Below are 25,811 nucleotides of genomic sequence, written 5' to 3' on the forward strand. Positions count from 1 at the left end.
TCCCCGCAAGCGGGGAGAGGGAGCAACCATCCGCACAGGCTAGAGGAGATCCCGATGCTGGCTATCAACGATCTGCACGTCGCCTATGGCCAGAGCGAGGTGCTGCACGGGCTCAATATCGACGTCGCGCCGAACGAGATCGTCGCGATCATGGGCCGCAACGGCATGGGCAAGACCACGCTGATGAAATCGCTGATGGGCATCATCCCGCAGCGGCAGGGTTCGATCGCGATGAACGGCGTCGAGCTCGGCGGCCTCAAGAGCTACGAGCGCGTCGCCCAGGGGCTGGCCTACGTGCCGCAGGGCCGAATGATCTTCTCGACCATGACGGTGAAGGAGAACATCGAGACCGGGCTCGCGGCCTCCGGCGACAGCGAGGTGCCGGCCGACATCTACGAGCTGTTTCCGGTGCTGCTCGAAATGAAGGGCCGGCGCGGCGGCAATCTATCGGGCGGCCAGCAGCAGCAACTGGCGATCGCCCGCGCGCTCGCCACCAGGCCGAAAGTGCTGCTGCTCGACGAGCCGACCGAGGGCATCCAGCCGTCGATCATTCGCGAGATGGCGCGCACCTTGAAGCGCATCCGCGACAGCCGCGGTCTTTCGATCATCGTCTCCGAGCAGGTGCTGAGCTTCGCGCTCGACGTCGCCGACCGGGTGCTGGTGATCGAGAACGGCGAAATCGTTCGCGATGAGCCGCGCGCCGGCGTCGATGAGGCGCAGGTCGCGAAATATCTGTCCGTGTAGTTTTTCAACCGTCCACTGGTAACAAGGGGAGCTTCCGATGCCAGAGACATTGATTAAGGTCGACCTCACGCAGTCCGCTTACGACAACGAGATGGTCCACAACCGTTGGCATCCGGACATTCCGATGGCCGCGTGGGTCAATCCCGGCGACGACTTCATCGTCGAGACCTACGACTGGACCGGCGGGTTCATCAAGAACAACGATAGTGCCGACGACGTCCGCGACATCGACCTGTCGATCGTGCACTTCCTGTCCGGCCCGATCGGCGTCAAGGGCGCCGAGCCCGGCGACCTTCTGGTCGTCGATCTGCTCGACGTCGGCCCGGTCAAGGACAGCCTGTGGGGCTTCAACGGCTTCTTCTCCAAGCAGAACGGCGGCGGCTTCCTGACCGATCACTTCCCGCTGGCGCAGAAGTCGATCTGGGACTTCAAGGGCATGTACACCTCGTCGCGCCACATCCCGGGCGTGAGCTTCGCCGGCCTGATCCATCCCGGCCTGATCGGCTGTCTGCCGGATCCGAAGCTGCTGTCGGCCTGGAACGAGCGTGAGACCGCGCTGATCGCCACCAATCCGACCCGCGTGCCCGGCCTCGCCAACCCGCCGTTCGCGCCGACCGCCCACATGGGCAAGCTGAAGGGCGACGACAAGGCCAAGGCCGCGGCCGAAGGCGCCCGCACCGTGCCGCCGCGCGAACACGGCGGCAACTGCGACATCAAGGATCTGTCGCGCGGCTCGAAGATCTACTTCCCGGTCTATGTGCCGGGCGGCGGTCTGTCGATGGGCGATCTGCACTTCAGCCAGGGTGACGGCGAGATCACCTTCTGCGGCGCGATCGAGATGGCGGGCTGGTTGCACATCAAGGTCGACATCATCAAGGACGGTGTCTCGAAATACGGCGTCAAGAATCCGATCTTCAAGCCGTCGCCGGTGACGCCGAACTACAAGGACTACCTGATCTTCGAGGGCATCTCGGTGGACGAGGCCGGTCAGCAGCATTATCTCGACGTCACCGTGGCGTATCGCCAGGCGTGCCTCAATGCCATCGAGTATCTGAAGAAGTTCGGCTACTCCGGCGCCCAGGCCTACTCGATCCTCGGCACCGCACCGGTGCAGGGCCACATCTCGGGCGTCGTCGACGTCCCCAACGCGTGCGCCACGCTGTGGCTGCCGACCGAGATCTTCGACTTCGACATGATGCCGACCTCGGCCGGCCCGGTGAAGGCGATCAAGGGCGGCATCGACATGCCGATCTCGCCGGACAAGTAACAAGGTCCGTCATTGCGAGCGAAGCAATCCAGTCCGGTGAAACGAGCCCTGGATTGCTTCGTCGCGGAGCCTGTACTCGGACGACGCGAAGCGTCGATCCGGGTGCTCCTCGCAATGACGGCAAAGGTTCCCTGCGCGACGGGGAGCGGGACGGGGCGTTCTTTCCGCCCCGCTCCCATCGCACAGGCCCAAACCAATCGTCAGCGCAAGGGAAACGACGATGCCTGTTTACGAATACATGTGCGACGCCTGCGGGCCGTTCACCGATCTGCGGCCGATGGCCGAATGCGACGACCCGCAGTTCTGCCCGAGCTGCGAGACCTCGTCGCCCCGCGTCATCCTCACCGCGCCGAACTTCTCCTGCATGCCGTCCTCGCAGCGCAACGCGCACGCCACCAACGAGAAGAGCCGCAACGCGCCGATGACGGTCGGCGAATACAAGGCCAAGCATGCGCCGGGCTGCAGTTGCTGTTCCGGCATCAAGAAGCCGGCACGGCTGCAGACCCGTACCAAGAGCGGCGCCAAAGGCTTCCCCACCGCGCGGCCGTGGATGATCAGCCACTGAGTCTCCTACGTCATTGCGAGGAGCACCCGGATCGGTGGTTAGCGCCGTCCGGGCACAGTCTCTGCGCTTCGCTCGCAATGACGGAAAAGGACTGTGCGAGCTGACTACCCCGCGATCACCGCCGCGACGCCGAGTAGGAACCCAATCTCGAACAATTGCTCGCTGGCGCCGAGCACGTCGCCGGTGTAGCCGCCGATCAGGCGTTTGGCCCAGCCGGCCATCGCGGCGGCAAAGGCGCCACCTGCACCAAGGCCGATCACCACGGCGATCGGCGACACCAACAGCAGCGGCAGCGCGCCGAGCGCGACCGCGATGGCACCGACCACCAGTTCGTCCTTGCGCAGCGTAGTGTCGGCGTAGCGCGCCTTCATCGCCGCGGTGTTGCCGGCGTAGCTCATCCGATGCGCGACAAGGCAAGAGGCGCCGCGCGACGCCGCGTGGCAGGCGACCAGCGCGGCGAGCGCCGCCCAGAGCGGCAATAGCGACAGCGCCGCCACCCGCAACGCCACCCCGATGCCGAGCGCCAGCGCGCCGTAGGTGCCGATCCGGCTGTCCTTCATGATCTCGAGCCGGCGTTCGACCGTCCAGCCGCCGCCGAACGCATCGAAGGTGTCGGCGAGCCCGTCCTCGTGGAAGGCGCCGGTCAGCGCGATCGAGGCGGTCACCGCAAGCAGCGCGCCAAGCGTCGGTCCGAACAGCGAGGTGCCGACGATCATCGCCGCCGCCGACACCACGCCGATGCCGACCCCGACCACCGGAAAGAACGCCATCGCCCGCATCAGCCAGTCCGGCTCCGGGGCGCGGTCGGCGCTCGGCACCGGCAGAATGGTGAGGAAGCGCACGGCGTCGAGCAGTTGCGCCAGCGTCGGCGTCGGCCGCGAGAGGTGAGAGGAGTCGGTCATGGATCTGCCTTTGCGGAAGCCGCCGTACTGCGCGTCCGAGCCGTTGCGGTCAAGCGTCCGCGTGTGCCGCCGCGTTGGCGCGGTCCGGTGCTTTGGTACTCGGTTGCCGTCGCCACGACTGTCCGCCGGCTGTGACCACCCGCCGCAGCCAAACGGCTAACCCCTTGATAGAGGTCAATGTGACGCTCGACGTCCGGCCGCTACCCTTTGTCGGTCACCATCCTGATGGGGTACGCTGCGCGGCGATGCGATCTGAACGACATAGCGACGGCCGGACGATCTCCGCTGCATTGCGCCTGTGGCTCAAGGCGGCGATTTGCGTCTGTGCGTTCGCGGTGCTCGTCCTCGGCAACGTTTCGACCGCCATGGCTGACGATGCTCCGCGGACGCAGCTCGAATTCGTCAAGACGCCGTTGCCGGTGCCGCCGCTGAACCTCAGCGACGATCCGGAGATCGTGACCTCCGACAGTGCCCATGCGCTCACCCCGGTGTCGTTCAGAAGCATCGGCTGCGATCAGTCGAGCCGCGTGCGCCTGCCGCCGGCAGAGCCGATGCTCGATCGCAGCGAGCCGCCGCAGCTTCGGCCTCCAATCGCCGCTTGATCCTCGCGCCGCGATTTTCGTCCGCTGATCCCGATCGAGCGAGCCGCCGTCCGACGGCGCGAGGTGCCGTGCCTCGGATCGCCTGATCGCCGCAGCGACGCCGTCCGGCATCCCGATTCTCCCCTTCGTGCTGCGTGGCCGATTCCAGGTTCTGGGTCGGACGCCGAGGCCATGGACGCTTCTGTCGAAAGACGCGTCCCGGACCGCGAGCCGCAGCGTCGTCCCCGCGCCCAAGACGTCGAGATCCGACCATGACCGAACTGCTGCAAGCCGACATCAAGGGCCCGAACGATCAGGCCGCCGAGGAGATGTGGCATGCGGTCGATGCCGACCGCGTTCTCACCACCCTCGCCACCAGCCGCGGCGGCCTCGCCACCCAGGAGGCCGAGCACCGGCTGCAGAGCTACGGACCGAATGCGCTGCCGGAGCCGCCGCGCCGCTCGGCGATCCTGCGGTTCCTGTCGCAGTTCAACAACACGCTGATCTACTTCCTGCTCGCTGCCGCGGTCGCCGCCGCGTTCCTCGGCCACCGCATCGACGCTGCGGTGATCGTCGCGGTGGTGACGATCAATGCGATCGTCGGCTTCATCCAGGAGGACAAGGCCGAGAAGGCGCTGGCGGCGATCAAGAAGATGATCTCGCCGCGCGCCCATGCCTGGCGCGACGGCCACCGTGTCGTCGTGCCGGCCGAACAATTGGTGCCCGGCGACGTGGTGATGATCGAGGCCGGTGACCGCGTGCCGGCCGATCTGCGCCTCACGCGCGCCCGCGGCCTGTTGATCGACGAAGCGATGCTGACCGGCGAGTCGGTCGCTTCCGACAAGCACGACCAGCCGGCGGCGCCCGATGCGCCGCTCGGCGATCGGCTGTGCATGGCGTTCTCCGGCACGCTGGTATCGGCGGGGCAGGGCTTCGGCGTCGTGGTCGCCACCGGTGCCCGCACCGAGATCGGCCGGATCAGCACGATGATCCAGGGCGTCGAGCAGCTCACCACGCCGCTGCTGGCGCAGATCAACAGATTCGGCGAACGCTTCACCTGGGTGGCGATCTCGGCGGCTGCCGCTATCTTCGCCTTCGCCACGCTGGTGCGCGACTATGCGTGGCCGGATGCGCTGATCGCCGTGGTGGCGCTCGCGGTTGGCGTGGTGCCGGAGGGCTTGCCGGCGGTGATCACCATCACGCTGGCGATCGGCGTGCAGCGGATGGCGCGGCGCAACGCCATCATCCGCCGCCTGCCGGCGGTCGAGACGCTGGGCGCCACCTCGGTGATCTGCTCCGACAAGACCGGCACGTTGACCCGCAACGAGATGACCGCGCGCCGCATCGTCACCGCCGATCACACCATCCTGGTCAGCGGCTCCGGCTATGTGCCCAAGGGCGAGCTCACGGTCGATGGCCGCGACGATCCCGATGCGGTCGCCTCGGCGACGCAGCTGATCCGCTCGGCGCTGCTGTGCAACGACGCGCAGCTGCGCCAGGTCGATGGCCACTACGTCGTCGATGGCGATCCGATGGAAGGCGCGCTGGTCGCGCTCGCGATCAAGGCCGGGCTCGATCCGGAAGGCGAGCGGGCGGCGTGGAAGCGCTCCGACGAGATTCCGTTCGACGCTCAGCATCGCTTCATGGCGACCCGCCACGCCACTGACACCGGCGCGCAGGTGATCTTTGTCAAGGGCGCGCCGGAGCGGCTGCTGGGCATGTGCGCCACCCAGGTCGGTCCAGGCGGCGCGCTGCATCCGATCGATCCCGAATTCTGGACCGCGCAGATCGCGCGCGCCGCTGCCGAAGGCGAGCGCGTGCTCGGATTCGCGCTGCGCTCGCCGGCGCGAGACTCCGATCAGCTCGGCTTCGCCGATCTCGACGAAGGGCTGGCGTTCATGGGGTTGGTCGGCTTCATCGATCCGCCGCGTGACGAGGTGATCCAGGCGATCGCCGAATGCCGCTCCGCCGGCATCGTCGTCAAGATGATCACCGGCGACCACGCCGCGACCGCTGAGGCGATCGCGCGCCAACTCGATCTGACCGATCATCCCGATGTCGTCACCGGCGCCGAACTCGATCGCACCCCGGACACCGGCTTCGTCGATCTGGCGCGCCGCACCGACGTGTTCGCGCGCACCAATCCGGAGCACAAGCTGCGGATCGTGCAGGCGCTGCAGTCGACCGGCGCGGTGGTGGCGATGACCGGCGACGGCGTCAATGACGCGCCTGCGCTGAAGCAGGCCGATGTCGGCATCGCGATGGGCCACAAGGGCACCGAGACCGCCAAAGAGGCCTCCGAGGTCGTACTGCTCGACGACAATTTCGTCTCAATCGTCGCCGCCGTGCAGGAAGGCCGCACCGTCTACGACAACATCCGCAAAGTGATCGCCTGGACGATCCCGACCAATGGCGGCGAGGTGTTCACCGTCATCATGGCGATCCTGATCGGCTTCACCATGCCGATGACGCCGGTGCAGATCCTGTGGATCAACCTGATCCTCACCGTCACGCTCGGCCTGGTGCTGGCGTTCGAGCCGCCGGAGCCCGGCGTGATGAAACGTCCGCCGCGGCCGGCGCATGCGCCGCTGCTGTCGCGCTTTTTGGTGTGGCGGATCTTCTTCGTGTCGCTCCTGTTCACCGCGGGCGCGCTGGCGATCTTCTTCTTCGCGCTCGGCAAGGGGCTGCCGCTGGAGACCGCACGCACCATGGTGGTCAATGCGATCGTGGTGTTCGAGATCTTCTATCTGTTCAACGTCCGCTATCTGCACACCTCGTCGATCTCGCTGCGCGGCGCGCTCGGCACCATGCCGGTGCTGGCGGCGCTGGTGGTGGTGATCGCCGCCCAGCTCGCCTTCACCTACGCGCCGTTCATGCACAGCCTGTTCGACACTACGCCGCTGTCGCTGATCGACGGTGCGGTAGTGATCGGCGCCGGCGTGGTTCTGATGATCGTGCTCGAGCTGGAGAAGCTGGTGATGCGCAGAATCGGTGCGCTGCACCGTCTCGAGCCGTAACCGGTTTCATCGCGTCGCCCCACGCGCTTCACACCAACGACGAGGTTCATGATGAACGAACTGCCCAGTCCCGATACGATGTCCGGCCTGAAGGTGGTGCTCGCCGCCACGGATTTCTCGGCGCGCTCCGAACGCGCGGTGCGCCGCGCCGCGGCGCTCGCCCGGCAGAGCGGCGCACGGCTGGTGATCACCCATGTGGTCGACGACGATCAGCCCGAGCACATCGTTGCGGTGGAGGTCGAGCTCGCCGAGACCGCGCTCGCCGACGCGATCCGCGAGCACACTTATCTCGCCGGCCTGGATTGCACGCCGCTGGTGGTGCTCGGCACGCCGTTCGACGCCATCGTCCGTGCCACGCAACAGCACGGCGCCGATTTGTGCGTCGTCGGCAGCCACCGCCGCGCATTCCTGCGCGACATCTTCGCCGGCACCACCGCCGAACGGGTGATCCGGAACAGTTCGGTGCCGGTGCTGATGGCCAATCTCGATCCGGCGCTGCCTTATGCCAAGAGCCTGGCGCCGGTCGATCTGACCGACTGCTCGGCCCAGGCGCTGGACACCACGCGCCGGCTCGGCCTGTTGCAGCGCACCCGGCTGATCGTGATGCACGTCTATGACGCCGCTGCGGCCGGCATGCTGAACTACGCCGGCGTCGACAAGACCAGCCTCGACGACTATCTGGTCGATACCCGCATTGATGCGGTGCGCGATCTGGTGCGCTTCCTCGAACCACTGCGGCTCGACGATGTCGACTACTCGACCGTGGTCAGGGAGGGCGCCGGCCCCGCCACCGACATCATCGAGGCCGCCACCGAGCTGCGCCCGGATTTGGTGGTGATCGGCACCCACGCGCGCCGTGGTGCGGTGCGTTTATTGCTCAGCAGCGTGACCGAGGAAGTGCTGCGCCGTTTGCAGCGCGACATCCTGGTGGTCCCGGTCCGCGACAGCACCGCGGGGTAACCCGAGCCGGCTTGCCGGCCTCGGCATTGCCCGCCACACTCCCCGCCGATCGGCGCGGCATCGATACCTCGCCGGCGAGCAACCGGGAGGTCGAGGATGGGCGCGCGGCTGAAGCACTACGGCTGGGGACGGGAAGGCGAGGGCATGACCGAGGCCGAGCAGGCGTTCGTACTCGGCCGCTACAAGACGAAGTTCGGGCGCGACAGCTTCGACACCGTCGAGGTCGCCAGGCTCGACGAAATCAAGCTGCACGAGCCGCGAATCGTGCCGCCGAAGTCGCTCTCGGAAATCTGCGCGGTCGACGTCTATCACCGCGCCGCCCACGCCTACGGCAAGTCCTATCCGGACTACGTCCGCGGCATGCTCGGCGATTACGACGCGGCGCCCGACGTCGTCGCCTATCCGCGCGACGAGGCGGAGATCGCCGCGGTGATGGATTGGGCCGGCGGCGCCGGTGCGGCGCTGACGCCGTTCGGCGGCGGCTCGTCGGTGTGCGGCGGCGTCGAATGCCGAGTCGACGGCAGCCGCTACAAGGCGGCGGTGACGCTGGACCTGCGCCATCTCGGCCAGGTCCTGGAGGTCGATGCCACCTCGCGCGCGGCGCTGATCCAGGGCGGCGCCTATGGCCCCGCGCTGGAGGCCCAGCTCAAGCCGCACAATGTCACGCTGCGGCATTTCCCGCAGAGCTTCGAATATTCGACGCTCGGCGGCTGGATCGCGACCCGCTCCGGCGGTCACTTCGCCAGCCTCTACACCCACATCGACGATTTCGTCGAAAGCGTCCGCGTGGTGACGCCGCGCGGCGTGGTCGAGACGCGGCGGCTGCCGGGCTCCGGCGCCGGCCCGAGTCCGGATCGGATGTTCATCGGCTCCGAAGGCATTTTGGGCGTGATCTCGGCGGCGTGGATGCGGCTGCAATCCCGTCCCACCTTTCGTGCCGGTGCCTCGGTGCGCTTTGCGAATTTCTTCGCCGCGGCGCGCGCGGTCCGCGCGGTGGCACAGGCCGGCTTGTATCCGTCGAACTGTCGCATTCTCGATCCGCAAGAGGCGTACAACACCGGTGCCGCCGACGCCAACGTCGCCATCATGGTACTTGCGTTCGAGAGCGGCGATCATCCGGTCGAGCCGTGGATGGCGCGGGCGCTGCAATGCTGCGCCGATCACGGCGGCACCAAGGAAGAGGCGGAAGCGTCGTCAGCGCATCTCGAAGGCGCTGCCGGACTGTGGCGCAACGCCTTCATCCGGATGCCCTATGCGCGGGAATTCCTCACTCCCGCCGGCCTGATCAACGACACCTTCGAGACGGCGATCACCTGGGAGCGGTTCGAGAGCTTCCACGACAGCGTCAAGGCCGCGACCGAGCAGGCGATTCTGGATGCGACCGGGATCAAGGGCGAAGTCACCTGCCGCTTCACCCATGTGTATCCCGACGGGCCCGCGCCGTATTTCTCGTTTCATGCGCTCGGCCGCCACGGCGCGCTGCTGGAGCAATGGCAGGCCATCAAGGATGCGGCGAGCGATGCACTGATCGCCGCCGGCGGCACCATCACCCACCACCATGCGGTCGGGCGCGATCATCGCAAATGGTACGACCGCCAGCGGCCGGAGTTGTTTGCGTCTGCACTACGCGCCGCCAAGCGCGAACTCGATCCGCAGTCGATGCTCAATCCGGGCGTACTGATCGATCCGTAACACGGCGCTGCGGCGTGCCCGGTGCCGGCTGCGTCAGTGCGGCCTCGCCTGGCGGCAGCAGATCGGTGGCGCGGCGACGCGGCAGGTCGACCCGCGCGGTGACGAATTCTGGTGGCCCTTCGACGAGGCACGCGACTCGCCGGTCGCGTTCATCCTGCGGCGCTTCGGGATCGATCAGCGCGTGGATCTGCGATGCTGCGAGTTCGACCGCGCGGTCCGGCGCGATCGCCAGCGGTGGGCGCGCACCGGGGGCGATGCTGAGCCCAAGGTGCACGAGTCGGCGTAGCGCTTCGCTCCGCGACAGCTGCCGGCCCATCGCCCACTGATCGATCGCAGCCAGCGTCGCGTCGTCGAGAACTGCCGCATCGGCGCCGTCGCTCGCCATCGGGTGTGAGTTGCTGGTTGGCTCTGCTGCCGCTGTGCTGTCGTCGTTCATGTGACGAGCACTAGACGATCGATCACCGCTTCGAAAGTCGAAGCTGCGGTTTTCCGGCCGGTCCACGTAGTCACATCAGGGCCGCCGCTGCGCGCTGCCGTGGGCCGAGGCAAATCGTTACTGCTTTACTAACACCGCATTTCACAATCCTGCAGTCTGCTTAGGCAAATTTTAAGCCGGACCACCTAGGTTATTCCTGTGAGTTGAGTGCTTTGCGAGTTGTGAGTAAGCCATGACAGAGCCCCACCGCCCGAGGGTAAAATACGTAATCGGGCCTGATGGAAGCCCGTTGACGATTGCCGACCTGCCTGCACCCGGCACCAAGCGCTGGGTCATCCGCCGGAAGGCCGAGGTCGTCGCTGCCGTTCGTGGCGGCCTGCTCTCGCTGGAAGAGGCCTGCAGCCGTTACACGCTGACGGTGGACGAGTTCCTGTCCTGGCAGTTCTCGATCGACCATCATGGTCTGGCCGGCCTGCGCACCACCCGAATCCAGCAATATCGCCAGTAAACCAGTCGTTCCGAGACGTTTAAGATTTGACGAAAGCCGGCCCCGTTTCGGGAAGCCGGCTTTCAGCATTTTCTAGGGTTTTTCCGGTCCGTTAAGATTCGTTAACCATATGGAAACCATCCCATAGGCAAGATTTGCCTAGCCGTGCGGGGAGGCTGCCCCGCCGGCCGGTCGCGCTGTGCATCCGAGGGGCTGGTCTTTGCAGAATCTGTTGAGTTTCCTGAAAGGCTTGGGAGCCGCGCGGCTGATGGCGATGATCGCCGTCTCGGTTGCATTGCTCGGGTTCTTCGCCTTCGTCATCATGCGGGTGTCGCAGCCGCAGATGACGACGCTGTATACGGACCTCAGCATGGACGACTCCTCCAGCATCATTAAGGAGCTGGAGCGCCAGGGCATTCCCTACGAGATGCGCAACGACGGCGCCATTTTGATGGTGCCGAGGGACAAGGTGACGCGGCTGCGGATGAAGCTCGCCGAAGGCGGCCTGCCGAAGGGCGGCGGCGTCGGCTACGAGATCTTCGACAAGTCGGATGCGCTCGGCACCACCAGCTTTGTTCAGAACATCAATCATCTGCGCGCACTCGAAGGCGAGTTGTCGCGCACCATCCGGGCGATCGACCGGGTGCAGGCGGCGCGGGTGCATCTGGTGCTGCCGGAGCGTCCGTTGTTCGCGCGCGAAGCGCCGGAGCCGTCGGCCTCGATCGTGCTGCGGGTGCGCGGCACGCTGGAGCCGCAGCAGGTTCGCGCCATCCGCCACCTCGTCGCCTCGGCTGTCAACGGCCTCAAGCCGCAGCGGGTGTCGATCGTCGACGAGGCCGGGCAGCTCCTCGCAGACGGCTCGGCCAGCGGCGAGGCCGCCGAAGGCGCCACCAGCGACGAGCGCCGTGCCGCGTTCGAAAAGCGGCTGCGCAACCAGATCGAGGGCATCGTCTCCTCGGTGGTCGGCGCCGGCCGTGCCCGCGTCCAGGTCTCGGCCGATTTCGACTACAACAAGATCACCCAGACCTCCGACAAATTCGACCCCGAAGGCCGTGTGCTGCGGTCGAGCCAGACCCGTGAAGAATCGGCCGCGACTTCCGCGGCCGACGGCCAGGTCACCGTCAACAACGAGCTGCCGGGCAACAATCAAGGCCAGACCGCTGGACCGCGCGACGTCAGCAAGAAGTCGGAAGAGACCAACAATTACGAGATTTCCCGTGTCACCAAGACCGAGGTGACCGAGGCCGGCCGCGTCAACCGGCTGTCGGTCGCGGTGTTGGTCGACGGCATCTACACCCCGAACGAAAAGGGCGAACTGGTCTACGCCGAGCGGCCGAAGGAGCAGCTCGATCGCATCGCCGCGCTGGTGCGCTCGGCGATCGGCTTCGAGCAGAAGCGCGGCGATCAGGTCGAAGTGGTCAATCTGAAGTTCGCTGAAGCACCGCAGATCGAGAAGCTGCCGGAGCCGGCCGGGCTGATGGGCATGTTCCAGTTCACCAAGGACGACATCATGAACATGATCCAGCTCGGGGTGATGTTCCTGCTCGGCCTGGTGGTGCTGTTCATGGTCATCCGCCCGCTGGTGAAGCGCATCCTGGCCGCCGATCCGGCGCTGGAAGCTCCGCCCGGCGTGCCGGCGCTGGCCGACGGCACCGTGCCGCAGATCGGCGCCGACGGTCAGCCGGTGGCGCCCAACATGATCGATATCGCCCAGGTACAGGGCCAGGTTCACGCCCAGTCGGTGCACCGGGTCGGTGAACTCGCCGAACGCAATCCCAACGAAACCGCCGCCATTATTCGTCAATGGCTGGCTGAACCCGCCTAATCCGCCATGGCTGAAGCCTCCGTCCCAGCGACCAATCAGGATGACATCGCCACCGTCGTCGCGACGTTGGCGCAGCGTCAGAGTGGCCGACCGCCGAGCAAGCCGCTCAGCGGGCCGAAGCGCGCCGCGATCCTGATGCTGGCGCTCGGCGAGCAATATGGCGGCAAGATCTGGGGCCTGCTCGACGACGAGGAAGTGCGTGAACTGTCTTCGGTGATGTCGACGCTCGGCACCATCGAGCCGGAAACCGTCGAGGATCTGCTGCTCGAATTCGTATCGCGGATGTCGGCATCCGGTGCGCTGATGGGCAATTACGACGCCACCGAGCGACTGCTGCAGAAATATCTGCCGGCCGATCGCGTCTCCGGCATCATGGAAGAAATCCGCGGTCCCGCCGGCCGCAACATGTGGGAGAAGCTCTCCAACGTCTCCGAAGAGGTGCTCGCCAATTATCTGAAGAACGAGTACCCGCAGACCACCGCGGTGGTGCTGTCGAAGCTGAAGTCCGAGCACGCCGCCAAGGTGCTGGCGATCCTGCCCGAGGACATGGCGCTCGACGTCATCAACCGCATGCTGCGGATGGAGGCGGTGCAAAAGGAAGTGATCGAGAGCGTCGAGAAGACGCTGCGCTCCGAGTTCATGTCGAATCTGTCGCAGACCCGCCGCCGCGACGCCCACGAGGTGATGGCCGAAATCTTCAACAATTTCGACCGCCAGACCGAGACCCGCTTCATCACCTCGCTGGAAGAAGACAATCGCGAAGCCGCCGAGCGCATCAAGGCGCTGATGTTCACCTTCGACGATCTGGTCAAGCTCGACGCCGGCTCGGCGCAGACCCTGATGCGCAACATCGACAAGGACAAGCTGGCGATCGCGCTGAAGAGCGCCAACGAAGAGGTCCGCGGCTTCTTCCTCGGCAACATGTCGTCGCGCGCCGGCAAGATGCTGCTCGACGACATGGCCGCGCTCGGTCCGGTGCGGCTGCGCGATGTCGACGAGGCGCAGGCGCTGCTCGTCAACCTCGCCAAGGATCTCGCCGCCAAGGGCGAGATCGTGCTCACCAAGAACCGCGCCGACGACGAATTGGTGTACTGATGGCCGCTCCCGCGCAGAAGTTCTTGTTCAACGACGATTTCGGGGCGCCGGAAAAGGCCCGCGAAAACACGATCGGCGTCGCCGAGCTGGCTCAGGCAGTCGCTGCCGCCGAGCAACGCGGCTATCAGAACGGCTTCGGTGCCGGTCAGAACGAGGCCGTGGTCGAGGCGCAGCGGCGCAGCGCGATAGCGCTGGAGCAGGTCGCGCAGGCGATGCATGTCATCGCCAGCGGCATCGGCGGTGTCGAAACCCGAATGGAGACTGAGGCGGTCGAGGTCGCGATCGCGACGGCGCGCAAGCTGTGCGGCGAGCTGATCGCCGCCGAGCCGCTCGCCGAGATCACCGCGCTGGTCGGCGATTGTTTCCGTCATCTGGTGGCGACGCCGCATCTGGTGGTGCGGATCAACGATGCGCTGTACGAGGCCGCGCGCGAGCGCATCGAGCTGCTCGCCAAGCAGAGCGGCTTCGCCGGGCGCCTGGTGCTGCTGGCCGATCCGGAAATCGCCGGCGGCGACTGCAAGATCGAATGGGCCGACGGCGGCGTGGTGCTGGAGCGCGCCACCGTCGAAGCCAAGATCGACGAACTGGTGGGCCGCTACATGGCGACTCGCAACAGCGGCCGATGACAAGAGGAAGGTGAGACATGGGCGACAATGACGGCCAGGTGCCGCTTCCCGACCTCAACGGCGCCGATGCGCCGCCGCTGGCCGACGTCGGCTATCAGGACGACGAGCAGATTTCGCGCGTCGCCGCCGATCTGGAGGCGGTGTTCGACGTGCCGGTGCAAGTCTCGGCCGTGCTCGGCCGATCGAAGATGGATGTCGGCGAGCTGCTCAAGCTCGGGCCCGGCGCGGTGCTGGAGCTCGATCGCCGCGTCGGCGAGGCGATCGACATCTATGTGAACAACCGCCTGGTGGCGCGCGGCGAAGTCGTGCTGGTCGAGGACAAGCTCGGCGTCACCATGACGGAAATCATCAAGGCGGAAACCTAAACGCGAAGCGCGCGGATTTCGCGCGGAAGGATATCCAGGAGCAATCCATGCGGCTTCTCATCGTCGGCACCCTGAAGGGCCAGCTCACCACCGCGACCAAGATCGCGATCGACAATGGCGCGTCGGTCACCCACGCGGCCGACAACGAACAGGCGATGCGAGTGCTGCGCGGCGGCAAGGGCGCCGACCTGCTCCTCGTCGACGTCGCGCTCGACATTCGCGATCTGGTGATGCGGCTGGAGGCCGAGCACATCCATGTGCCGATCGTCGCCTGCGGCATCGCCTCCGATGCCCGCGCGGCGGTCGCAGCGATCCACGCCGGGGCCAAGGAGTACATCCCGCTGCCGCCGGATCCGGAGCTGATCGCCGCGGTGCTGGCGGCGGTGGCCAACGATTCCCGCGAATTGGTGTATCGCGATGACGCGATGGCCAAGGTGGTGAAGCTGGCACAGCAGATCGCCGCGTCTGAAGCCTCGGTAATGATCACCGGCGAGAGCGGCACCGGCAAGGAAGTTCTGGCGCGCTACGTCCACAGCCGCTCCAACCGCGCCAAGAAACCGTTCATCAGCATCAACTGCGCGGCGATCCCCGAGCATCTTCTGGAATCCGAACTGTTCGGCCACGAGAAGGGCGCCTTCACCGGCGCGGTGGCGCGCCGTATCGGCAAGTTCGAGGAAGCCAGCGGCGGCACGCTGCTGCTCGACGAAATTTCCGAAATGGACGTGCGACTGCAGTCGAAGCTGCTGCGTGCGATCCAGGAGCGGGTGATCGACCGCGTCGGCGGCAAGGGCCCGGTGCCGGTCGATATCCGCATCCTCGCCACTTCGAACCGCAATCTGTCCGAAGCGGTGCGCGAAGGCACTTTCCGCGAGGATCTGCTGTTCCGGCTCAATGTCGTCAATCTGAAGATCCCTCCATTGCGCGAGCGTCCGGCCGACATTCTCGAATTGGCGCAGCACTTCGCGAAGAAATACGCCGACGCCAACGGCGTGCCGCTGCGGCCGCTGTCGGCGGAAGCCCGCCGCGTGCTCACCACCAATCGCTGGCCGGGCAACGTTCGCGAACTCGAGAACACCATCCACCGCTCGGTGCTGATGGCGCAGGGCGACGAGATCGGCCCCGAAGCGATCATCACGCCTGACGGCGATCGGCTCGATCAGACCAAGACGCCGGCGGCGGTGGCGCACGCCACGTTTGCGGCCGAGCAGGTCACCCGCGCGCTGGTCGGCCGCACCGTGGCGGACGTCGAGCGTGACCTGATCCTGGAAACGCTGAAGCACTGCCTCGGCAACCGCACCCACGCGGCCAACATCCTCGGCATCTCGATCCGCACGCTGCGCAACAAGCTCAACGAATACGCCGACGGCGGCCTGCCGATCCCACCCGCCGGCGGCGGCGAACCGCGCGCCTTCGTGCAGACGGCCTGACCGCCGATCGTGTTTCGCCAATCCTGAAGAGAGCCCTCCGGCCCCCTCTGGAAGGTCTCTCCTCCGCCCCTCCTCCTGAAAGGAGGTGGGGCGGAGAGGAAACGCCAGCCTCGCGCGCCCTTTCGCGGCTTAATCGAGCGTGGAACGCAGCTTTCGGACCTGATGCGATCCGGCCCGCCGCCATTCGCGTGGCGATGCCTCAAATCGCTTCCGGAACGCTGTGGAGAAATGCGAAAAGCTGCCGAAGCCGTTTCGGATTGCGATGTCGCTCACCGTCAGCCCGGACCGGCGGCGATCGCTCAATTCCTCCGCAGCCATCTGCAGGCGCGTCTCGCGAATGAATTCGCTCGCCGAGGTCTGCTGCGTCGCGAAAATCTCATTCAGTCGGCGTACCGATATCCCGACCGATTTGGCGAGCGCGATCCGATCGAACTCGGCATCGCGGAATCGGCGCCGAATGATCGCTTGCGCGCGAAGCAGAAGCAGCCGGGTCGAGGATTTCAGCTCGATTGGGCCGGTCGCGACACTCGTCAGAGCCGTCGCAAACAGATCGGCCAGAAGGTCGGCGAGCTGATCGTTCAGCGCGGCATCCGCGTCAGCGGTGTGCTTGCCGAAGCGCAGGATGCTCTGGCCGACCAGTTGTCCGAGGGCGGAGGCTCCATCGATCCGCTTGCCAAGCGCCAGCTCCGCATTGGGGACGCGGAGCAACAATGAGGCTTTCGGGATCTGCAGCACGAGCTGACGGAAGTCGCTCTCCATGCCGAGATCGTAGGGCTCCGTGCTGCTGTAGGCCGCCATGTCGCCGGGATGCAGTCGGGCGGTTTGGCCACGCTGGCTGACGGTTGCGGCGCGTTCGAGCTGCAGGCTGAGAAGGAAGAACTCCTCTGAGGCGCGGCGGATGTCGCCCGGGCGGCGTCTGACCTTGCCGCCCGAACCACTCACTTCCGAGACCGACAGGTTCGACAAGTGATTGATCTCGATCGCGCCTCTGACATCGCGCGGGTCGGTGATTTCGCACGAGAGCTGAACATAGCTCGCGCAGACCGCGTCGCGCAAATAAGCGACCCGATCGCGAGGTCGCACGAAGGCCGCGTCGTATCGTGTGAGCATCGCCTTGCTCGCCTGCTGGGGCACGGGACGAAGTCTATCTTGTGCCGGGCAAATATCAAATCATTCGGCGCCCAAATACGAAAGCGCGTGGTTGGGCCGGCGCTATCCTCCAAGAGGCAATCTGCCCTGGAGGACGACAATGCAGACGTCGAAGCAGTTCAAGGTGGCCGCCGTGCAGGCGGTACCCGCGTTTCTCGATCTTCGTGCCGGCGTCGCCAAGGCGATCGACCTGATCGAACAGGCCGCGCGACAGGGCTGCAAGCTCGTCGTGTTCTCGGAGACCTGGCTGCCCGGCTATCCCAATCAGATCTGGCTCGGCGCGCCGGCATGGTCGATGCAGTTCTTCGGTCGTTACTTCGAGAACAGCCTGCAGGCCGGTGGGGCGGAGGACCAGGCGATCGCGGACGCCGCCCGCCGCAACAACATCCAGGTCTCGATGGGATTGTCCGAGCGGGATGGCGGCAGCCTATACATCGCGCAGTGGCACTATGCGGAGACCGGCGAGGTCATCAAGCGACGCCGAAAGCTGAAGCCGACCCATGTCGAACGGACGGTGTTCGGCGAAGGCGACGGCAGCGATCTCGCCGTGTGCGAGACGTCGATCGGCCGGGTCGGACAACTGGCATGTTGGGAGCATCTGCAGCCGCTCAGCAAATACGCGATGTACAGCCAGAACGAACAGATCCATTGCGCCGCATGGCCGAACCTGTCGGCGGTTTCCGACGAGGCCTACGCCTACGGCCCGACCGTCAGCGGCGGCGCCAGCATGATCTATGCTGTCGAAGGCGGTTGCTTCGTCATCGCCGCCTGCGCGGTGGTCGGCAAGGAGCAGCAAGCGATGCTTTGCCAGGGCGATCCGATGAAGGAAGCAATGTGTCCCACCGGCGGCGGGTTCGCGCGAATCTTTGCGCCCGACGGGCGATCGATCGGCGCCAATCTCGATCCGCACGAAGAAGGGCTGGTCGTGGCCGACATCGATCTCGACCTCATCCCCTTCGCCAAGGCGTCCGCGGATCCGGCCGGCCACTATTCACGTCCGGACGTGACCCGGCTGCTGTTCAACAACAGGCCGGCGCGCCGCGTCGAACAGTTCGGTTCACCGGTCGAGTATGCGCCGCCGGTGGATCCCGTTCGGGCAGCACCGGCGGCGCCAGCCGAAGACACCTGAAGCCACGATTCAGGAATATTTCGGGGCGTCCGGATTGCGGTAGATTTTGATTGGCTCGCCCGGCACCAGCTTCGGCGCGGTCAGCATCGCATAGGCGTACAGCGCGAGGTAAGCGCAGGCGAGCGCGCCGACGCCATAGAACAGCCAGGTCGCAATTCGCCGCATCTCGCTCATCCTTCCGCTTCTGCGGAAGATGGCGATCCGGACACCGGAGTCAAATCCGTATCAGCCGCGGAAATCCAGTCGCCGCAGAATGATCCCGGGAGGCCGGCCTTCCATTTCGGCATTGGCGAATTTGCGCTCGGCGCAACTTTCGATGCTTTCGCGCAGTCGCATGAACTGCTGCTCGCGCTGCGCCGGGGGCGTCCGTTTCGCACCGTCGAGAAAGTCCATTGCGTCGGAACTGATGGCGCATGGCACTTCGGTCAGATCGTTGATCATCGAAAACAGCACCACGGAACGGTCCTCGTCGTAACCGCGAAAGTCGCCGCTGGTGAAGCTCATGGCGGATCATCCTCGTGTTGCGGGCGGCGCCGCGCGTGTCAGGGACGGCTGGTACTGCGATCGGCTTGCCGCGCGTCTCGCAGCGCGTTGGGCTCGATTGCGATCATTTCGACCGAGGCCTGATGCGGCGGCGCGCAGGGGATCGTGATCATGGTCGCGACGCGGCGGAATACCGGGAACGATAGGCCTTCGATCAGTTCTTCGTCGGTGACGACCGCGTAAACTCCCGCCGGTAGCTCGCGGTCGATGCCGCGGAGTCGAAACGGATGAGAGAAGACGATGGTTTCGCGGCGCGTTCGCGTAGTCATGGACGCCTCCTTCGGGCCGCTGCGTCCGAGCGCCGGTCGCGCTTGTCCCGCGTTCCGACGATTGCCGACTATGCTGCGCCTTTTCATCCGCGATAGCCATCGAATTCGTTGCAATCGGCCCGGCCGCGTCGCGGCAGCTTGTTTTTCGGCCCGCGATCGCCATTTAAGACAGGCAGCCGGCGATCAGTTCCGATCAGGCCCACGGCGCGATGGCGGAGAAGCCGACCTCATGAAGCTCCGCATCGGCTACGAGATGATCTACGACTTCCCGCAACCGACGCCGATGATCGTGGTGCTCGGAACGCATTTCAGTCGCGCCTCCGACATCATCGCTCCGGATTTCCTCACCACCGATCCGGCGGTGCAGATCACCCCGTATCGCGACATGTTCGGAAATTGGTGCAGCCGCCTGGTGGCGCCTGCGGGGCGGATGCGGCTCGCCGCCGACGGCATCGTGCGCGACAGCGGCGTGCCAGATCCGGTGGTGCCGTCGGCGACTCAACATGCGATCGAGGATCTGCCGGCCGACACCATCGTGTATCTGCTCGGCAGCCGCTATTGCGAGACTGATCTTCTGTCCGATACCGCGTGGAAGATGTTCGAGAAGACGTCTCCAGGCTGGCCGCGGGTGCAGGCGATCTGCGATTTCGTGCACAATCACATCAAGTTCGATTACCAGCACGCCCGCGCCACCCGCACGGCGCATCAGGCCTTCGATGAGGGCCGCGGCGTCTGCCGCGATTACGCCCATCTGGCGATTGCGCTGTGCCGCTGCATGAACATTCCGGCGCGCTACTGCACCGGCTATCTCGGCGACGTCGGCACCCCGAAGCCGTGGGCGGCCGGCGACTTCGCCGGCTGGTTCGAAGCCTTCATCGGCGGTCATTGGTACACATTCGATCCGCGCAACAATGTGCCGCGGCTCGGCCGGGTGCTGATCGCGCAGGGCCGCGATGCCGCCGATGTGCCGATCACCCAGACCTTCGGCCCCAACACGCTGGTGAGCTTCAAGGTCTGGACCGACGAGATCGACGAGCCGGCCGCCGCCGGCTTGCACTGAGCGCGCGACGCGCTAGCTTGCCGGCACCGAGTCGCTGCGGGCGTTGCCCGCCGCGTGGTCCGCCCGCGAGATCCCATGACCACCTTCACCCCAGTCCAGGACGAGGCGCTGAAAGCCGTCGGCGAATGGCTCAAGGCCAAACCCGGCCGTAACGGCACACCGCTGGTGTTCCGGCTGTTCGGCTATGCCGGCACCGGCAAGACCACGTTGGCGCGCGAGATCGCCGAGGGCGTCTCCGGCGAGGTGAAGTTCGCGGCCTTCACCGGCAAGGCGGCGCTGGTGATGCGCAACAAGGGCTGCGACGACGCCTCCACCATCCATTCGCTGATCTACCGCACCAAGGAGAGCGGCGTCGAACAGCCGAGTTTTGAGCTATGGGACGACGCGCCGGCGTCCAAAGCCAAGCTGATCGTGATCGACGAATGCTCGATGGTCGACGAGGAATTGGGCCGCGACCTGATGTCGTTCGATTGTCCGCTCTTGGTGCTCGGCGATCCGGCGCAGTTGCCGCCGATTCAGGGCGGCGGCTTCTTCACCAATGCCGAGCCCGACGTGATGCTGACCGAGGTGCATCGCCAGGCGCAGGACGATCCGATCGTGCGGCTGTCGATGGACGTGCGCGAGGGCCGGGGGCTCGAACGCGGCCGCTATGGCGAAACCGAGGTGGTGAGCCGCGATCAGCTCGATCCGCAGCGGGTGATGGAGGCGGACCAAGTGCTGGTCGGCCGCAACAACACCCGTCGCGCCTACAACGCCCGCTTTCGCCAGCGGCTGAACATCGAGGATCCGTTCCCGGTCGGCGGCGACAAGCTGGTCTGCCTGCGCAACAACCGCAAGAAGGCGCTGTTCAACGGCGGGCTGTGGCGGGTGAAGTCGCGCTCGCCGATCAAAACCAAGATCATCACCATGCGGGTGACGCCCGACGAGGATTTCGGCGGCCGGCTCACCAAGGTCTCGGTCCGCAACGAGTGCTTCGCCGGCGGCATCGAGGACATCTCGTGGGATCAGCGCAAGCCCTATGACGAATTCGACTACGGCTACGTGCTCACCGTGCACAAATCCCAGGGCTCGCAATGGGACGACGTCGTGCTGTTCGACGAGAGCTTCGCGTTCCAGGACAGCCGCGCCCGCTGGCTCTACACCGGCATCACCAGGGCGGCGAAACGGCTGAGTGTGGTGGTGTAGGTGGCAGTCTCCGGTCATTCCGGGGCGCGCCGAAGGGCGCGAGCCCGGAATCCCGAGATGTTCTGCATCGACTCGTTTTCCAACAACCTCTGGATTCCGGGTTCGCTCGCGCTGCGAGCGCCCCGGAATGACGGGATGATGAAACTACTCCGCCTTCCGCGCCACGAACGTCATCCGCCACGGATTGTGGCCGATGTTGCGCTCGGCGCGGTGGGCGGTGAAGCCGGCGGCGGCGAGCTTGGCGAGCATCTCGGACTCGCTGTAGCGCTGCAGGCCGATCTTGGTGCGCAGCTCGCGATAGTCTGACAAAGCGGTCCGCGCCAGCCCCCACAGCGCGTCTTTCAGAAAGCCGTGGCGGCGCGCCATCATCAGCAAGGACAGGACGTCACGCGGCATCCCGACCTCGGGCCGCAGGATATCGCCGAGCACGAGGCTGCCGGGCGGCGACAATAGCCGCTGGATCACCGCGAAAGCCTGGTCGAGTTCTGCCGGCTTCATGTATTGCGCCACCGAATTCATCACCACCAGATCGACCGAGCCGCCCGGCATGGTGCGCAGGTCGTCGAGCGACCGCACCCGGATCTTGGTGTTGAGCGCGTAGCGGGCGATCAGCCGGCCGCGCACGCCGGGCGCGGGCTCGGCCAGGATCAGCTTGCCGCAGGCGTCAGCCACCGCCGGGGCGGACAGTGCTTCGCCGCAGGAATAGTCCAGCACGACCGCGCCGGGAGAGGGGATGTAGTCGATGATATCCCGCGCGATCTCGGCAAAGTGCACGTCACGATGGCGATTGCTGACATAGATCGTGTGGGTGGAGTCGTAATAGTCGATCCAGTCGTCCATCCCTTGACCTCGAAACCCGCCGAAACCAGGCCGAACACGGCCCAATCCGGGCCCGATCGCCGCAGCACCGCGGCTTCCGCATAGCTGTTCCATCCATGGAACGCCACCGCACGCCGCGCGTTGTCGCGGGGTCTAACGTGTTTCGCGGGAAACACCAATGCACAGCCGAACCATCCAACACGGCAATTTTGCAGGCTGCCTGGATCGATCGGGCCTCGCCTGCCCCGCCTGACCGTTGCATCCGCCCTTTTCGTCAACCGCATCACTGCAGGACGCTGATCGTGACCAAAGCAAAATCCGCCTCTGTCGCCCCTGAACTCGACACCCCGACCGACCTGCCGCCGCAGGCGGTGGAGAAGATCTCGACCGCGCTCAACGGCCTGCTGGCCGACTCCTTCGCGCTGTATCTCAAGACCAAGAATTTCCACTGGCACATCAGCGGTCGCCACTTCCGCGACTATCACTTGCTGCTCGACGAGCAGTCGGCGCAGATCCTGGCCACCACCGATGATCTCGCCGAGCGCGTCCGCAAGGTCGGCGGCACCACGCTCAGGTCGATCGGACATATCTCGAAGCTGCAGACGATCCACGACAACAACGACGACTACGTTCCGCCGCGCGAGATGCTGCGCGAACTGATGAACGACAACAAGAAGGTCGCCGCCGCGATGCGCAAGGCGCACGAGATCGTCGACGAGTGCAAAGACGCGGCGAGCGCCGGCCTGCTCGAGAATTTTATCGACGAAACCGAAAAGCGCACCTGGTTCCTGTTCGAAGCCACTCGTCAGGAAGGCGCCAACGAGGCGTAACGACCAAGCTCGAGACGAATGCTCCTTGGGAAAACAACCCAGCCCCAAGCACAGCGAACTCCCTCTCCCCGCCATTCGCGGGGAGAGGGGCGGGGTGAGGGGAACGCGTGGACTGAGTTTGCGACCTCGATTTATCGACTACTTTCGGTTTCGCGAAGACGCCCCCCTCACATGGATCGCTATTGCGATCCGACCTCTCCGCGCGTGCGGGGCGAAGCGAAGACGCGTGCCTCGACGGAAACAGCCAGACGCTTTCTTCCGCTTACTTCTGCCACAGCCGCAAGAGCGGCCCATCCTTGCCGAACACAGGATCGGTGTCCGGCAGCCGCACCTTGGGGATGCTCTGCAGCGCCTTTCGGTAATTGTCCGGGGTGGGGCGCGTCACCTGCATGGTTGCGCCTGGCGGATAGGCACCGATCACCCGAAAATCATGGCTGGCGAAGACACATTTGTGACCGGTGCCAGCTGGCAGCACGGCGACATCGCCTGGGCGGAGTTCGATCGCCTCGCCCTGTTCGCCACCGAACAACACAAGCGCCCGACCGCGTGCCACGCCGAGCGCTTCGTGCACCGTCGCGTGGTAGTGATGATAATCGTAGATGCCGTTGCGCCAGCTGTCGCCCCAGCCGTTGACTTCGAACAGATCCTCGATGGTCTGTTCCGGATCGCCGCCCGCGATCTCGACGGCACGCTTGTACAGCAGCAGCGGCATCGGATTGTTCGGGATCAGTCCATCGTCGTCGAAGCGATGAAGCTGCGGCTTGATCTGGTCGCGGGCGAGCGACATGAAGTCTCCGGCGTGGGGTTTGATGACGCTGGGATAACGTCACGCTGCGGAGGTGGTTCCTCCGATTGCCGAACGCGGCAGGTCGAACACCAGGCACGTCGTCGTGGCGTGCGCCAACATCCGGCCGTTGGTGTCGAGAATACGGGCTTCGGCGGTGGCGGCGCGGCGCCCAACGTTGAAGGTGCGGCCCTCGGTGCGCACCACGCCGCTGTCGGCGCTCATGCCGCGGACGAAGCTGATCTTGAATTCCAGCGTGGTATAGCCCTGGCCGGCTTTCAGCATGCTCTGCACCGCGAGCCCCATCGCCGAATCCAGCAGGATGGCGGCGTAGCCGCCGTGCACCGAGCCGATCGGGTTGTAGTGCCGCAGCGCTGGCACCGAGTGCATCACGATCTCACCGGGATCAGCGGTGCAGTCGAACGGCTCGACCGTCTGCATGATCGGCGGTTGCGGCAGGGTGCCGCCGAAGATGCCGCGCACGAAATCGAGCCCCGACATCGACGCCATCACCTCCATCGGCACCACGCCGTACTCTGTCGGCCGATCGTTCCGGGCGTCCATGACTGCGCCTCCCGTTTTATTGAATGATAATGATCATACCAAAGATCGAGGCCAAACGCCAGCGGACGCCGCGAAGCGGCGAGCCCGGACACACACACGGTGATCCAGAAGGCGAGATTCCGGGCTCACGCGCGACGCGCGTGGTCCGGAATGATGAGTAGGGATGGTGATCGCAGCCAAAGCCGCCGCGATTACGCGGCGGCCTTCTTCGCGCGCATCAGATCGGTGAAGCGGCGGAACAGATAGTGCGAGTCCTGCGGGCCGGGCGAGGCCTCCGGGTGATACTGCACCGAGAAGACCGGCTTGTCGGCCAGCGCGATGCCGCAGTTGGAGTCGTCGAACAGCGAGACGTGGGTTTGCTGCACGTTGGCCGGCAACGTCGATTTGTCGACCGCGAAGCCATGGTTCATCGAGGTGATCTCGACCTTGCCGGTGGTGAGATCCTTGACCGGATGGTTGGCGCCGTGGTGGCCTTGATGCATCTTTACGGTCTTGCCGCCGAGCGCGAGGCCGAGCATCTGGTGGCCGAGGCAGATGCCGAAGGTCGGCACGCCAGTCTCGATCACCCTCTGAATCACCGGCACCGCGTATTTGCCAGTCGCGGCCGGATCGCCCGGGCCGTTCGACAGGAACACGCCGTCCGGATTCATTGCCAGGATGTCTTCGGCCGAGGTGGTGGCGGGCACCACGGTGACCTTGCAGCCTTCGCCGGCAAGCAGCCGCAGGATGTTACGCTTGATGCCGTAGTCGATCGCGACGACGTTGAACTCGGGGGTCTCCTGGCGGCCGAAGCCCTCGCCCCATGCCCACGGCTTTTCGTCCCAGGTGAAGCGCTGACCGGAGGTGACCATCGGCACCAGGTCCATGCCTTCGAGGCCGGGCCACTCGCGGGCTTCTTCTTTCAGCGCGTGCAGATCGAACTCGCCGCTCGGCGAATGCGCGATCACCGCATTTGGCATGCCCTTGCTACGGATCAGCGCTGTCAACGCCCTTGTGTCGATCCCCGACAGGCCGATGATGCCGCGCGCCTTCAGCCAGGCGTCGAGATGCTTCGCCGAGCGATAGTTCGACGGATCGGTGATGGCGCTGCGCAGGATCACGCCGCGCGCGCCCGGCGTCGCAGCCATGTTCACCGTCTCGATATCCTCGTCGTTGGTGCCGACGTTGCCGATATGCGGGAAGGTGAAGGTGATGAGCTGCCCGGCGTAGGATGGATCGGTGAGGATCTCCTCGTAGCCGGTCATCGCGGTGTTAAAGCAGACCTCGCCGACGGCGTGGCCCTCTGCGCCGAGGCCAAAGCCCTCGAACACGGTGCCATCGGCGAGCACGAGCAGCGCGGTCGGCTTGTGGTCCGGCCAGGCGGGATGGGATGCTGAATTGGTCATGAGCGCACTACATAGTCGCGGGCGTTGCCGACGTCAAAGCGCTGAACCATTCAAATTGTTTGCTTCTGGGCGGGATTTGACAGGGAATTTGGCTGTCCTAGGCTC

The 25,811-nt window shown here is 65.6% G+C and carries 27 protein-coding genes; 17 read left to right on the forward strand and 10 right to left on the reverse strand.

The window, feature by feature from the left end; genetic code table 11:
- Positions 1-54: 54 nt before the first annotated feature.
- From urtE to DNX69_RS22215, 3 genes are all read left to right on the forward strand, one after another.
- Complete coding sequence (gene urtE, locus DNX69_RS22205; RefSeq protein WP_110788154.1) at positions 55-744, forward strand: urea ABC transporter ATP-binding subunit UrtE; 690 nt, start codon at positions 55-57, stop codon at positions 742-744.
- Between the two features lie 37 nt (positions 745-781).
- The gene (gene fmdA / locus DNX69_RS22210; protein ID WP_110788155.1) at positions 782-2,011 is read left to right on the forward strand and encodes a formamidase; all 1,230 of its coding nucleotides are present in this window, start codon (positions 782-784) and stop codon (positions 2,009-2,011) included.
- Positions 2,012-2,231: 220 nt separating this feature from the next.
- The gene (locus DNX69_RS22215; protein ID WP_110788156.1) at positions 2,232-2,576 is read left to right on the forward strand and encodes an FmdB family zinc ribbon protein; all 345 of its coding nucleotides are present in this window, start codon (positions 2,232-2,234) and stop codon (positions 2,574-2,576) included.
- 104 nt (positions 2,577-2,680) lie between these two features.
- On the opposite strand, the gene cobS is transcribed toward DNX69_RS22215, so the two are convergent.
- Positions 2,681-3,478 carry an adenosylcobinamide-GDP ribazoletransferase gene (gene cobS, locus DNX69_RS22220; RefSeq protein WP_110788157.1) on the reverse strand — a complete coding sequence of 266 codons (798 nt, stop codon included), beginning with the start codon at positions 3,476-3,478 and terminating at the stop codon, positions 2,681-2,683.
- Positions 3,479-3,609: 131 nt separating this feature from the next.
- On the opposite strand from cobS, the gene DNX69_RS22225 reads away from it, so the two are divergent.
- The 4 genes from DNX69_RS22225 (at position 3,610) to DNX69_RS22240 (ending at position 9,728) form a co-directional block, all read left to right on the forward strand.
- Positions 3,610-4,080 (forward strand): hypothetical protein, encoded by a 471-nt coding sequence (locus DNX69_RS22225; RefSeq protein ID WP_234827048.1) that lies wholly within the window; start codon positions 3,610-3,612, stop codon positions 4,078-4,080.
- A gap of 251 nt (positions 4,081-4,331) precedes the next feature.
- Positions 4,332-7,076 carry a cation-transporting P-type ATPase gene (locus tag DNX69_RS22230; RefSeq protein WP_110788158.1) on the forward strand — a complete coding sequence of 915 codons (2,745 nt, stop codon included), beginning with the start codon at positions 4,332-4,334 and terminating at the stop codon, positions 7,074-7,076.
- Positions 7,077-7,127: 51 nt separating this feature from the next.
- Positions 7,128-8,036 carry a universal stress protein gene (locus DNX69_RS22235; protein ID WP_110788228.1) on the forward strand — a complete coding sequence of 303 codons (909 nt, stop codon included), beginning with the start codon at positions 7,128-7,130 and terminating at the stop codon, positions 8,034-8,036.
- 96 nt (positions 8,037-8,132) lie between these two features.
- The gene (locus tag DNX69_RS22240) at positions 8,133-9,728 is read left to right on the forward strand and encodes an FAD-binding oxidoreductase (protein WP_110788159.1); all 1,596 of its coding nucleotides are present in this window, start codon (positions 8,133-8,135) and stop codon (positions 9,726-9,728) included.
- Here DNX69_RS22240 and DNX69_RS22245 read toward each other — a convergent pair.
- Positions 9,700-10,113: a hypothetical protein gene (locus DNX69_RS22245; protein ID WP_234827049.1), complete on the reverse strand. Its 414-nt coding sequence runs from the start codon at positions 10,111-10,113 to the stop codon at positions 9,700-9,702. The genes DNX69_RS22240 and DNX69_RS22245 overlap by 29 nt on opposite strands.
- Before the next feature lie 283 nt (positions 10,114-10,396).
- Here DNX69_RS22245 and DNX69_RS22250 point away from each other — a divergent pair, with 283 nt between their 5' ends.
- The 6 genes from DNX69_RS22250 (at position 10,397) to DNX69_RS22275 (ending at position 15,989) form a co-directional block, all read left to right on the forward strand.
- Positions 10,397-10,672 carry a DUF1153 domain-containing protein gene (locus tag DNX69_RS22250; RefSeq protein ID WP_011156827.1) on the forward strand — a complete coding sequence of 92 codons (276 nt, stop codon included), beginning with the start codon at positions 10,397-10,399 and terminating at the stop codon, positions 10,670-10,672.
- Positions 10,673-10,871: 199 nt separating this feature from the next.
- Positions 10,872-12,476, forward strand: coding sequence for a flagellar basal-body MS-ring/collar protein FliF (gene fliF / locus DNX69_RS22255; protein WP_110788161.1), 1,605 nt, complete (start codon positions 10,872-10,874; stop codon positions 12,474-12,476).
- Positions 12,477-12,482: 6 nt separating this feature from the next.
- Complete coding sequence (gene fliG / locus DNX69_RS22260; RefSeq protein WP_110788162.1) at positions 12,483-13,571, forward strand: flagellar motor switch protein FliG; 1,089 nt, start codon at positions 12,483-12,485, stop codon at positions 13,569-13,571.
- Positions 13,571-14,197 (forward strand): FliH/SctL family protein, encoded by a 627-nt coding sequence (locus DNX69_RS22265; protein WP_110788163.1) that lies wholly within the window; start codon positions 13,571-13,573, stop codon positions 14,195-14,197. Before fliG ends, DNX69_RS22265 begins: the two co-directional genes overlap by 1 nt.
- 17 nt (positions 14,198-14,214) lie before the next feature.
- Positions 14,215-14,562 (forward strand): flagellar motor switch protein FliN, encoded by a 348-nt coding sequence (gene fliN, locus DNX69_RS22270; RefSeq protein WP_110788164.1) that lies wholly within the window; start codon positions 14,215-14,217, stop codon positions 14,560-14,562.
- Positions 14,563-14,609: 47 nt separating this feature from the next.
- Positions 14,610-15,989 carry a sigma-54 interaction domain-containing protein gene (locus DNX69_RS22275; RefSeq protein WP_110788165.1) on the forward strand — a complete coding sequence of 460 codons (1,380 nt, stop codon included), beginning with the start codon at positions 14,610-14,612 and terminating at the stop codon, positions 15,987-15,989.
- 129 nt (positions 15,990-16,118) lie between these two features.
- Here the strand turns inward: DNX69_RS22275 and DNX69_RS22280 are convergent, their stop codons facing one another.
- The gene (locus tag DNX69_RS22280) at positions 16,119-17,099 is read right to left on the reverse strand and encodes a helix-turn-helix domain-containing protein (protein ID WP_133256038.1); all 981 of its coding nucleotides are present in this window, start codon (positions 17,097-17,099) and stop codon (positions 16,119-16,121) included.
- Positions 17,100-17,238: 139 nt separating this feature from the next.
- Between DNX69_RS22280 and DNX69_RS22285 the strand changes: the two genes are divergently transcribed.
- Complete coding sequence (locus DNX69_RS22285; RefSeq protein ID WP_110788167.1) at positions 17,239-18,267, forward strand: carbon-nitrogen hydrolase family protein; 1,029 nt, start codon at positions 17,239-17,241, stop codon at positions 18,265-18,267.
- 9 nt (positions 18,268-18,276) lie between these two features.
- On the opposite strand, the gene DNX69_RS26390 is transcribed toward DNX69_RS22285, so the two are convergent.
- From DNX69_RS26390 to DNX69_RS22295, 3 genes are read right to left on the reverse strand one after another with little or no spacing between them, the layout of a single operon-like run.
- Entirely contained in the window at positions 18,277-18,432 is a 156-nt protein-coding gene (locus tag DNX69_RS26390) for a hypothetical protein (RefSeq protein WP_165825310.1), read from the reverse strand.
- A 60-nt stretch (positions 18,433-18,492) separates the two neighbouring features.
- Positions 18,493-18,771, reverse strand: a complete 279-nt coding sequence (locus tag DNX69_RS22290; protein WP_110788168.1) for a DUF1488 domain-containing protein — start codon at positions 18,769-18,771, stop codon at positions 18,493-18,495.
- Between the two features lie 38 nt (positions 18,772-18,809).
- Positions 18,810-19,079 carry a hypothetical protein gene (locus tag DNX69_RS22295; RefSeq protein WP_110788229.1) on the reverse strand — a complete coding sequence of 90 codons (270 nt, stop codon included), beginning with the start codon at positions 19,077-19,079 and terminating at the stop codon, positions 18,810-18,812.
- 229 nt (positions 19,080-19,308) lie between these two features.
- On the opposite strand from DNX69_RS22295, the gene DNX69_RS22300 reads away from it, so the two are divergent.
- Together DNX69_RS22300 and DNX69_RS22305 are read left to right on the forward strand one after the other, a co-directional pair.
- Entirely contained in the window at positions 19,309-20,139 is an 831-nt protein-coding gene (locus DNX69_RS22300) for a transglutaminase-like domain-containing protein (protein ID WP_110788169.1), read from the forward strand.
- Between the two features lie 75 nt (positions 20,140-20,214).
- Positions 20,215-21,324, forward strand: a complete 1,110-nt coding sequence (locus DNX69_RS22305; protein WP_110788170.1) for an ATP-dependent DNA helicase — start codon at positions 20,215-20,217, stop codon at positions 21,322-21,324.
- A 144-nt stretch (positions 21,325-21,468) separates the two neighbouring features.
- On the opposite strand, the gene DNX69_RS22310 is transcribed toward DNX69_RS22305, so the two are convergent.
- Complete coding sequence (locus DNX69_RS22310; protein ID WP_110788171.1) at positions 21,469-22,164, reverse strand: class I SAM-dependent methyltransferase; 696 nt, start codon at positions 22,162-22,164, stop codon at positions 21,469-21,471.
- 281 nt (positions 22,165-22,445) lie between these two features.
- Between DNX69_RS22310 and DNX69_RS22315 the strand changes: the two genes are divergently transcribed.
- The gene (locus tag DNX69_RS22315; protein ID WP_110788172.1) at positions 22,446-22,973 is read left to right on the forward strand and encodes a Dps family protein; all 528 of its coding nucleotides are present in this window, start codon (positions 22,446-22,448) and stop codon (positions 22,971-22,973) included.
- A gap of 262 nt (positions 22,974-23,235) precedes the next feature.
- On the opposite strand, the gene DNX69_RS22320 is transcribed toward DNX69_RS22315, so the two are convergent.
- The 3 genes from DNX69_RS22320 to carA form a co-directional block, all read right to left on the reverse strand.
- Positions 23,236-23,760 (reverse strand): hypothetical protein, encoded by a 525-nt coding sequence (locus DNX69_RS22320; protein ID WP_110788173.1) that lies wholly within the window; start codon positions 23,758-23,760, stop codon positions 23,236-23,238.
- 39 nt (positions 23,761-23,799) lie between these two features.
- Positions 23,800-24,321, reverse strand: a complete 522-nt coding sequence (locus DNX69_RS22325; RefSeq protein ID WP_110788174.1) for a PaaI family thioesterase — start codon at positions 24,319-24,321, stop codon at positions 23,800-23,802.
- Between the two features lie 191 nt (positions 24,322-24,512).
- Entirely contained in the window at positions 24,513-25,706 is a 1,194-nt protein-coding gene (gene carA, locus DNX69_RS22330) for a glutamine-hydrolyzing carbamoyl-phosphate synthase small subunit (protein ID WP_110788175.1), read from the reverse strand.
- Positions 25,707-25,811: the final 105 nt, after the last annotated feature.

Source organism: Rhodopseudomonas palustris (assembly GCF_003226555.1).
Classification (GTDB): Bacteria; Pseudomonadota; Alphaproteobacteria; order Rhizobiales; family Xanthobacteraceae; genus Rhodopseudomonas; species Rhodopseudomonas palustris_I.

What these genes read in the sequence shown, in the direction of transcription:
- urtE (WP_110788154.1), top strand. Translation starts at nt 55, where the DNA reads ATGCTGGCTATCAACGATCTGCACGTCGCCTATGGCCAGAGCGAGGTG.
- fmdA (WP_110788155.1), top strand. Translation starts at nt 782, where the DNA reads ATGCCAGAGACATTGATTAAGGTCGACCTCACGCAGTCCGCTTACGAC.
- DNX69_RS22215 (WP_110788156.1), top strand. Translation starts at nt 2,232, where the DNA reads ATGCCTGTTTACGAATACATGTGCGACGCCTGCGGGCCGTTCACCGAT.
- cobS (WP_110788157.1), bottom strand. Translation starts at nt 3,478, where the DNA reads ATGACCGACTCCTCTCACCTCTCGCGGCCGACGCCGACGCTGGCGCAA.
- DNX69_RS22230 (WP_110788158.1), top strand. Translation starts at nt 4,332, where the DNA reads ATGACCGAACTGCTGCAAGCCGACATCAAGGGCCCGAACGATCAGGCC.
- DNX69_RS22235 (WP_110788228.1), top strand. Translation starts at nt 7,128, where the DNA reads ATGAACGAACTGCCCAGTCCCGATACGATGTCCGGCCTGAAGGTGGTG.
- DNX69_RS22240 (WP_110788159.1), top strand. Translation starts at nt 8,133, where the DNA reads ATGGGCGCGCGGCTGAAGCACTACGGCTGGGGACGGGAAGGCGAGGGC.
- DNX69_RS22245 (WP_234827049.1), bottom strand. Translation starts at nt 10,113, where the DNA reads ATGGCGAGCGACGGCGCCGATGCGGCAGTTCTCGACGACGCGACGCTG.
- DNX69_RS22250 (WP_011156827.1), top strand. Translation starts at nt 10,397, where the DNA reads ATGACAGAGCCCCACCGCCCGAGGGTAAAATACGTAATCGGGCCTGAT.
- fliG (WP_110788162.1), top strand. Translation starts at nt 12,483, where the DNA reads ATGGCTGAAGCCTCCGTCCCAGCGACCAATCAGGATGACATCGCCACC.
- DNX69_RS22265 (WP_110788163.1), top strand. Translation starts at nt 13,571, where the DNA reads ATGGCCGCTCCCGCGCAGAAGTTCTTGTTCAACGACGATTTCGGGGCG.
- fliN (WP_110788164.1), top strand. Translation starts at nt 14,215, where the DNA reads ATGGGCGACAATGACGGCCAGGTGCCGCTTCCCGACCTCAACGGCGCC.
- DNX69_RS22275 (WP_110788165.1), top strand. Translation starts at nt 14,610, where the DNA reads ATGCGGCTTCTCATCGTCGGCACCCTGAAGGGCCAGCTCACCACCGCG.
- DNX69_RS22280 (WP_133256038.1), bottom strand. Translation starts at nt 17,099, where the DNA reads ATGCTCACACGATACGACGCGGCCTTCGTGCGACCTCGCGATCGGGTC.
- DNX69_RS22285 (WP_110788167.1), top strand. Translation starts at nt 17,239, where the DNA reads ATGCAGACGTCGAAGCAGTTCAAGGTGGCCGCCGTGCAGGCGGTACCC.
- DNX69_RS26390 (WP_165825310.1), bottom strand. Translation starts at nt 18,432, where the DNA reads ATGCGGCGAATTGCGACCTGGCTGTTCTATGGCGTCGGCGCGCTCGCC.
- DNX69_RS22290 (WP_110788168.1), bottom strand. Translation starts at nt 18,771, where the DNA reads ATGAGCTTCACCAGCGGCGACTTTCGCGGTTACGACGAGGACCGTTCC.
- DNX69_RS22295 (WP_110788229.1), bottom strand. Translation starts at nt 19,079, where the DNA reads ATGACTACGCGAACGCGCCGCGAAACCATCGTCTTCTCTCATCCGTTT.
- DNX69_RS22300 (WP_110788169.1), top strand. Translation starts at nt 19,309, where the DNA reads ATGAAGCTCCGCATCGGCTACGAGATGATCTACGACTTCCCGCAACCG.
- DNX69_RS22305 (WP_110788170.1), top strand. Translation starts at nt 20,215, where the DNA reads ATGACCACCTTCACCCCAGTCCAGGACGAGGCGCTGAAAGCCGTCGGC.
- DNX69_RS22310 (WP_110788171.1), bottom strand. Translation starts at nt 22,164, where the DNA reads ATGGACGACTGGATCGACTATTACGACTCCACCCACACGATCTATGTC.
- DNX69_RS22320 (WP_110788173.1), bottom strand. Translation starts at nt 23,760, where the DNA reads ATGTCGCTCGCCCGCGACCAGATCAAGCCGCAGCTTCATCGCTTCGAC.
- DNX69_RS22325 (WP_110788174.1), bottom strand. Translation starts at nt 24,321, where the DNA reads ATGGACGCCCGGAACGATCGGCCGACAGAGTACGGCGTGGTGCCGATG.
- carA (WP_110788175.1), bottom strand. Translation starts at nt 25,706, where the DNA reads ATGACCAATTCAGCATCCCATCCCGCCTGGCCGGACCACAAGCCGACC.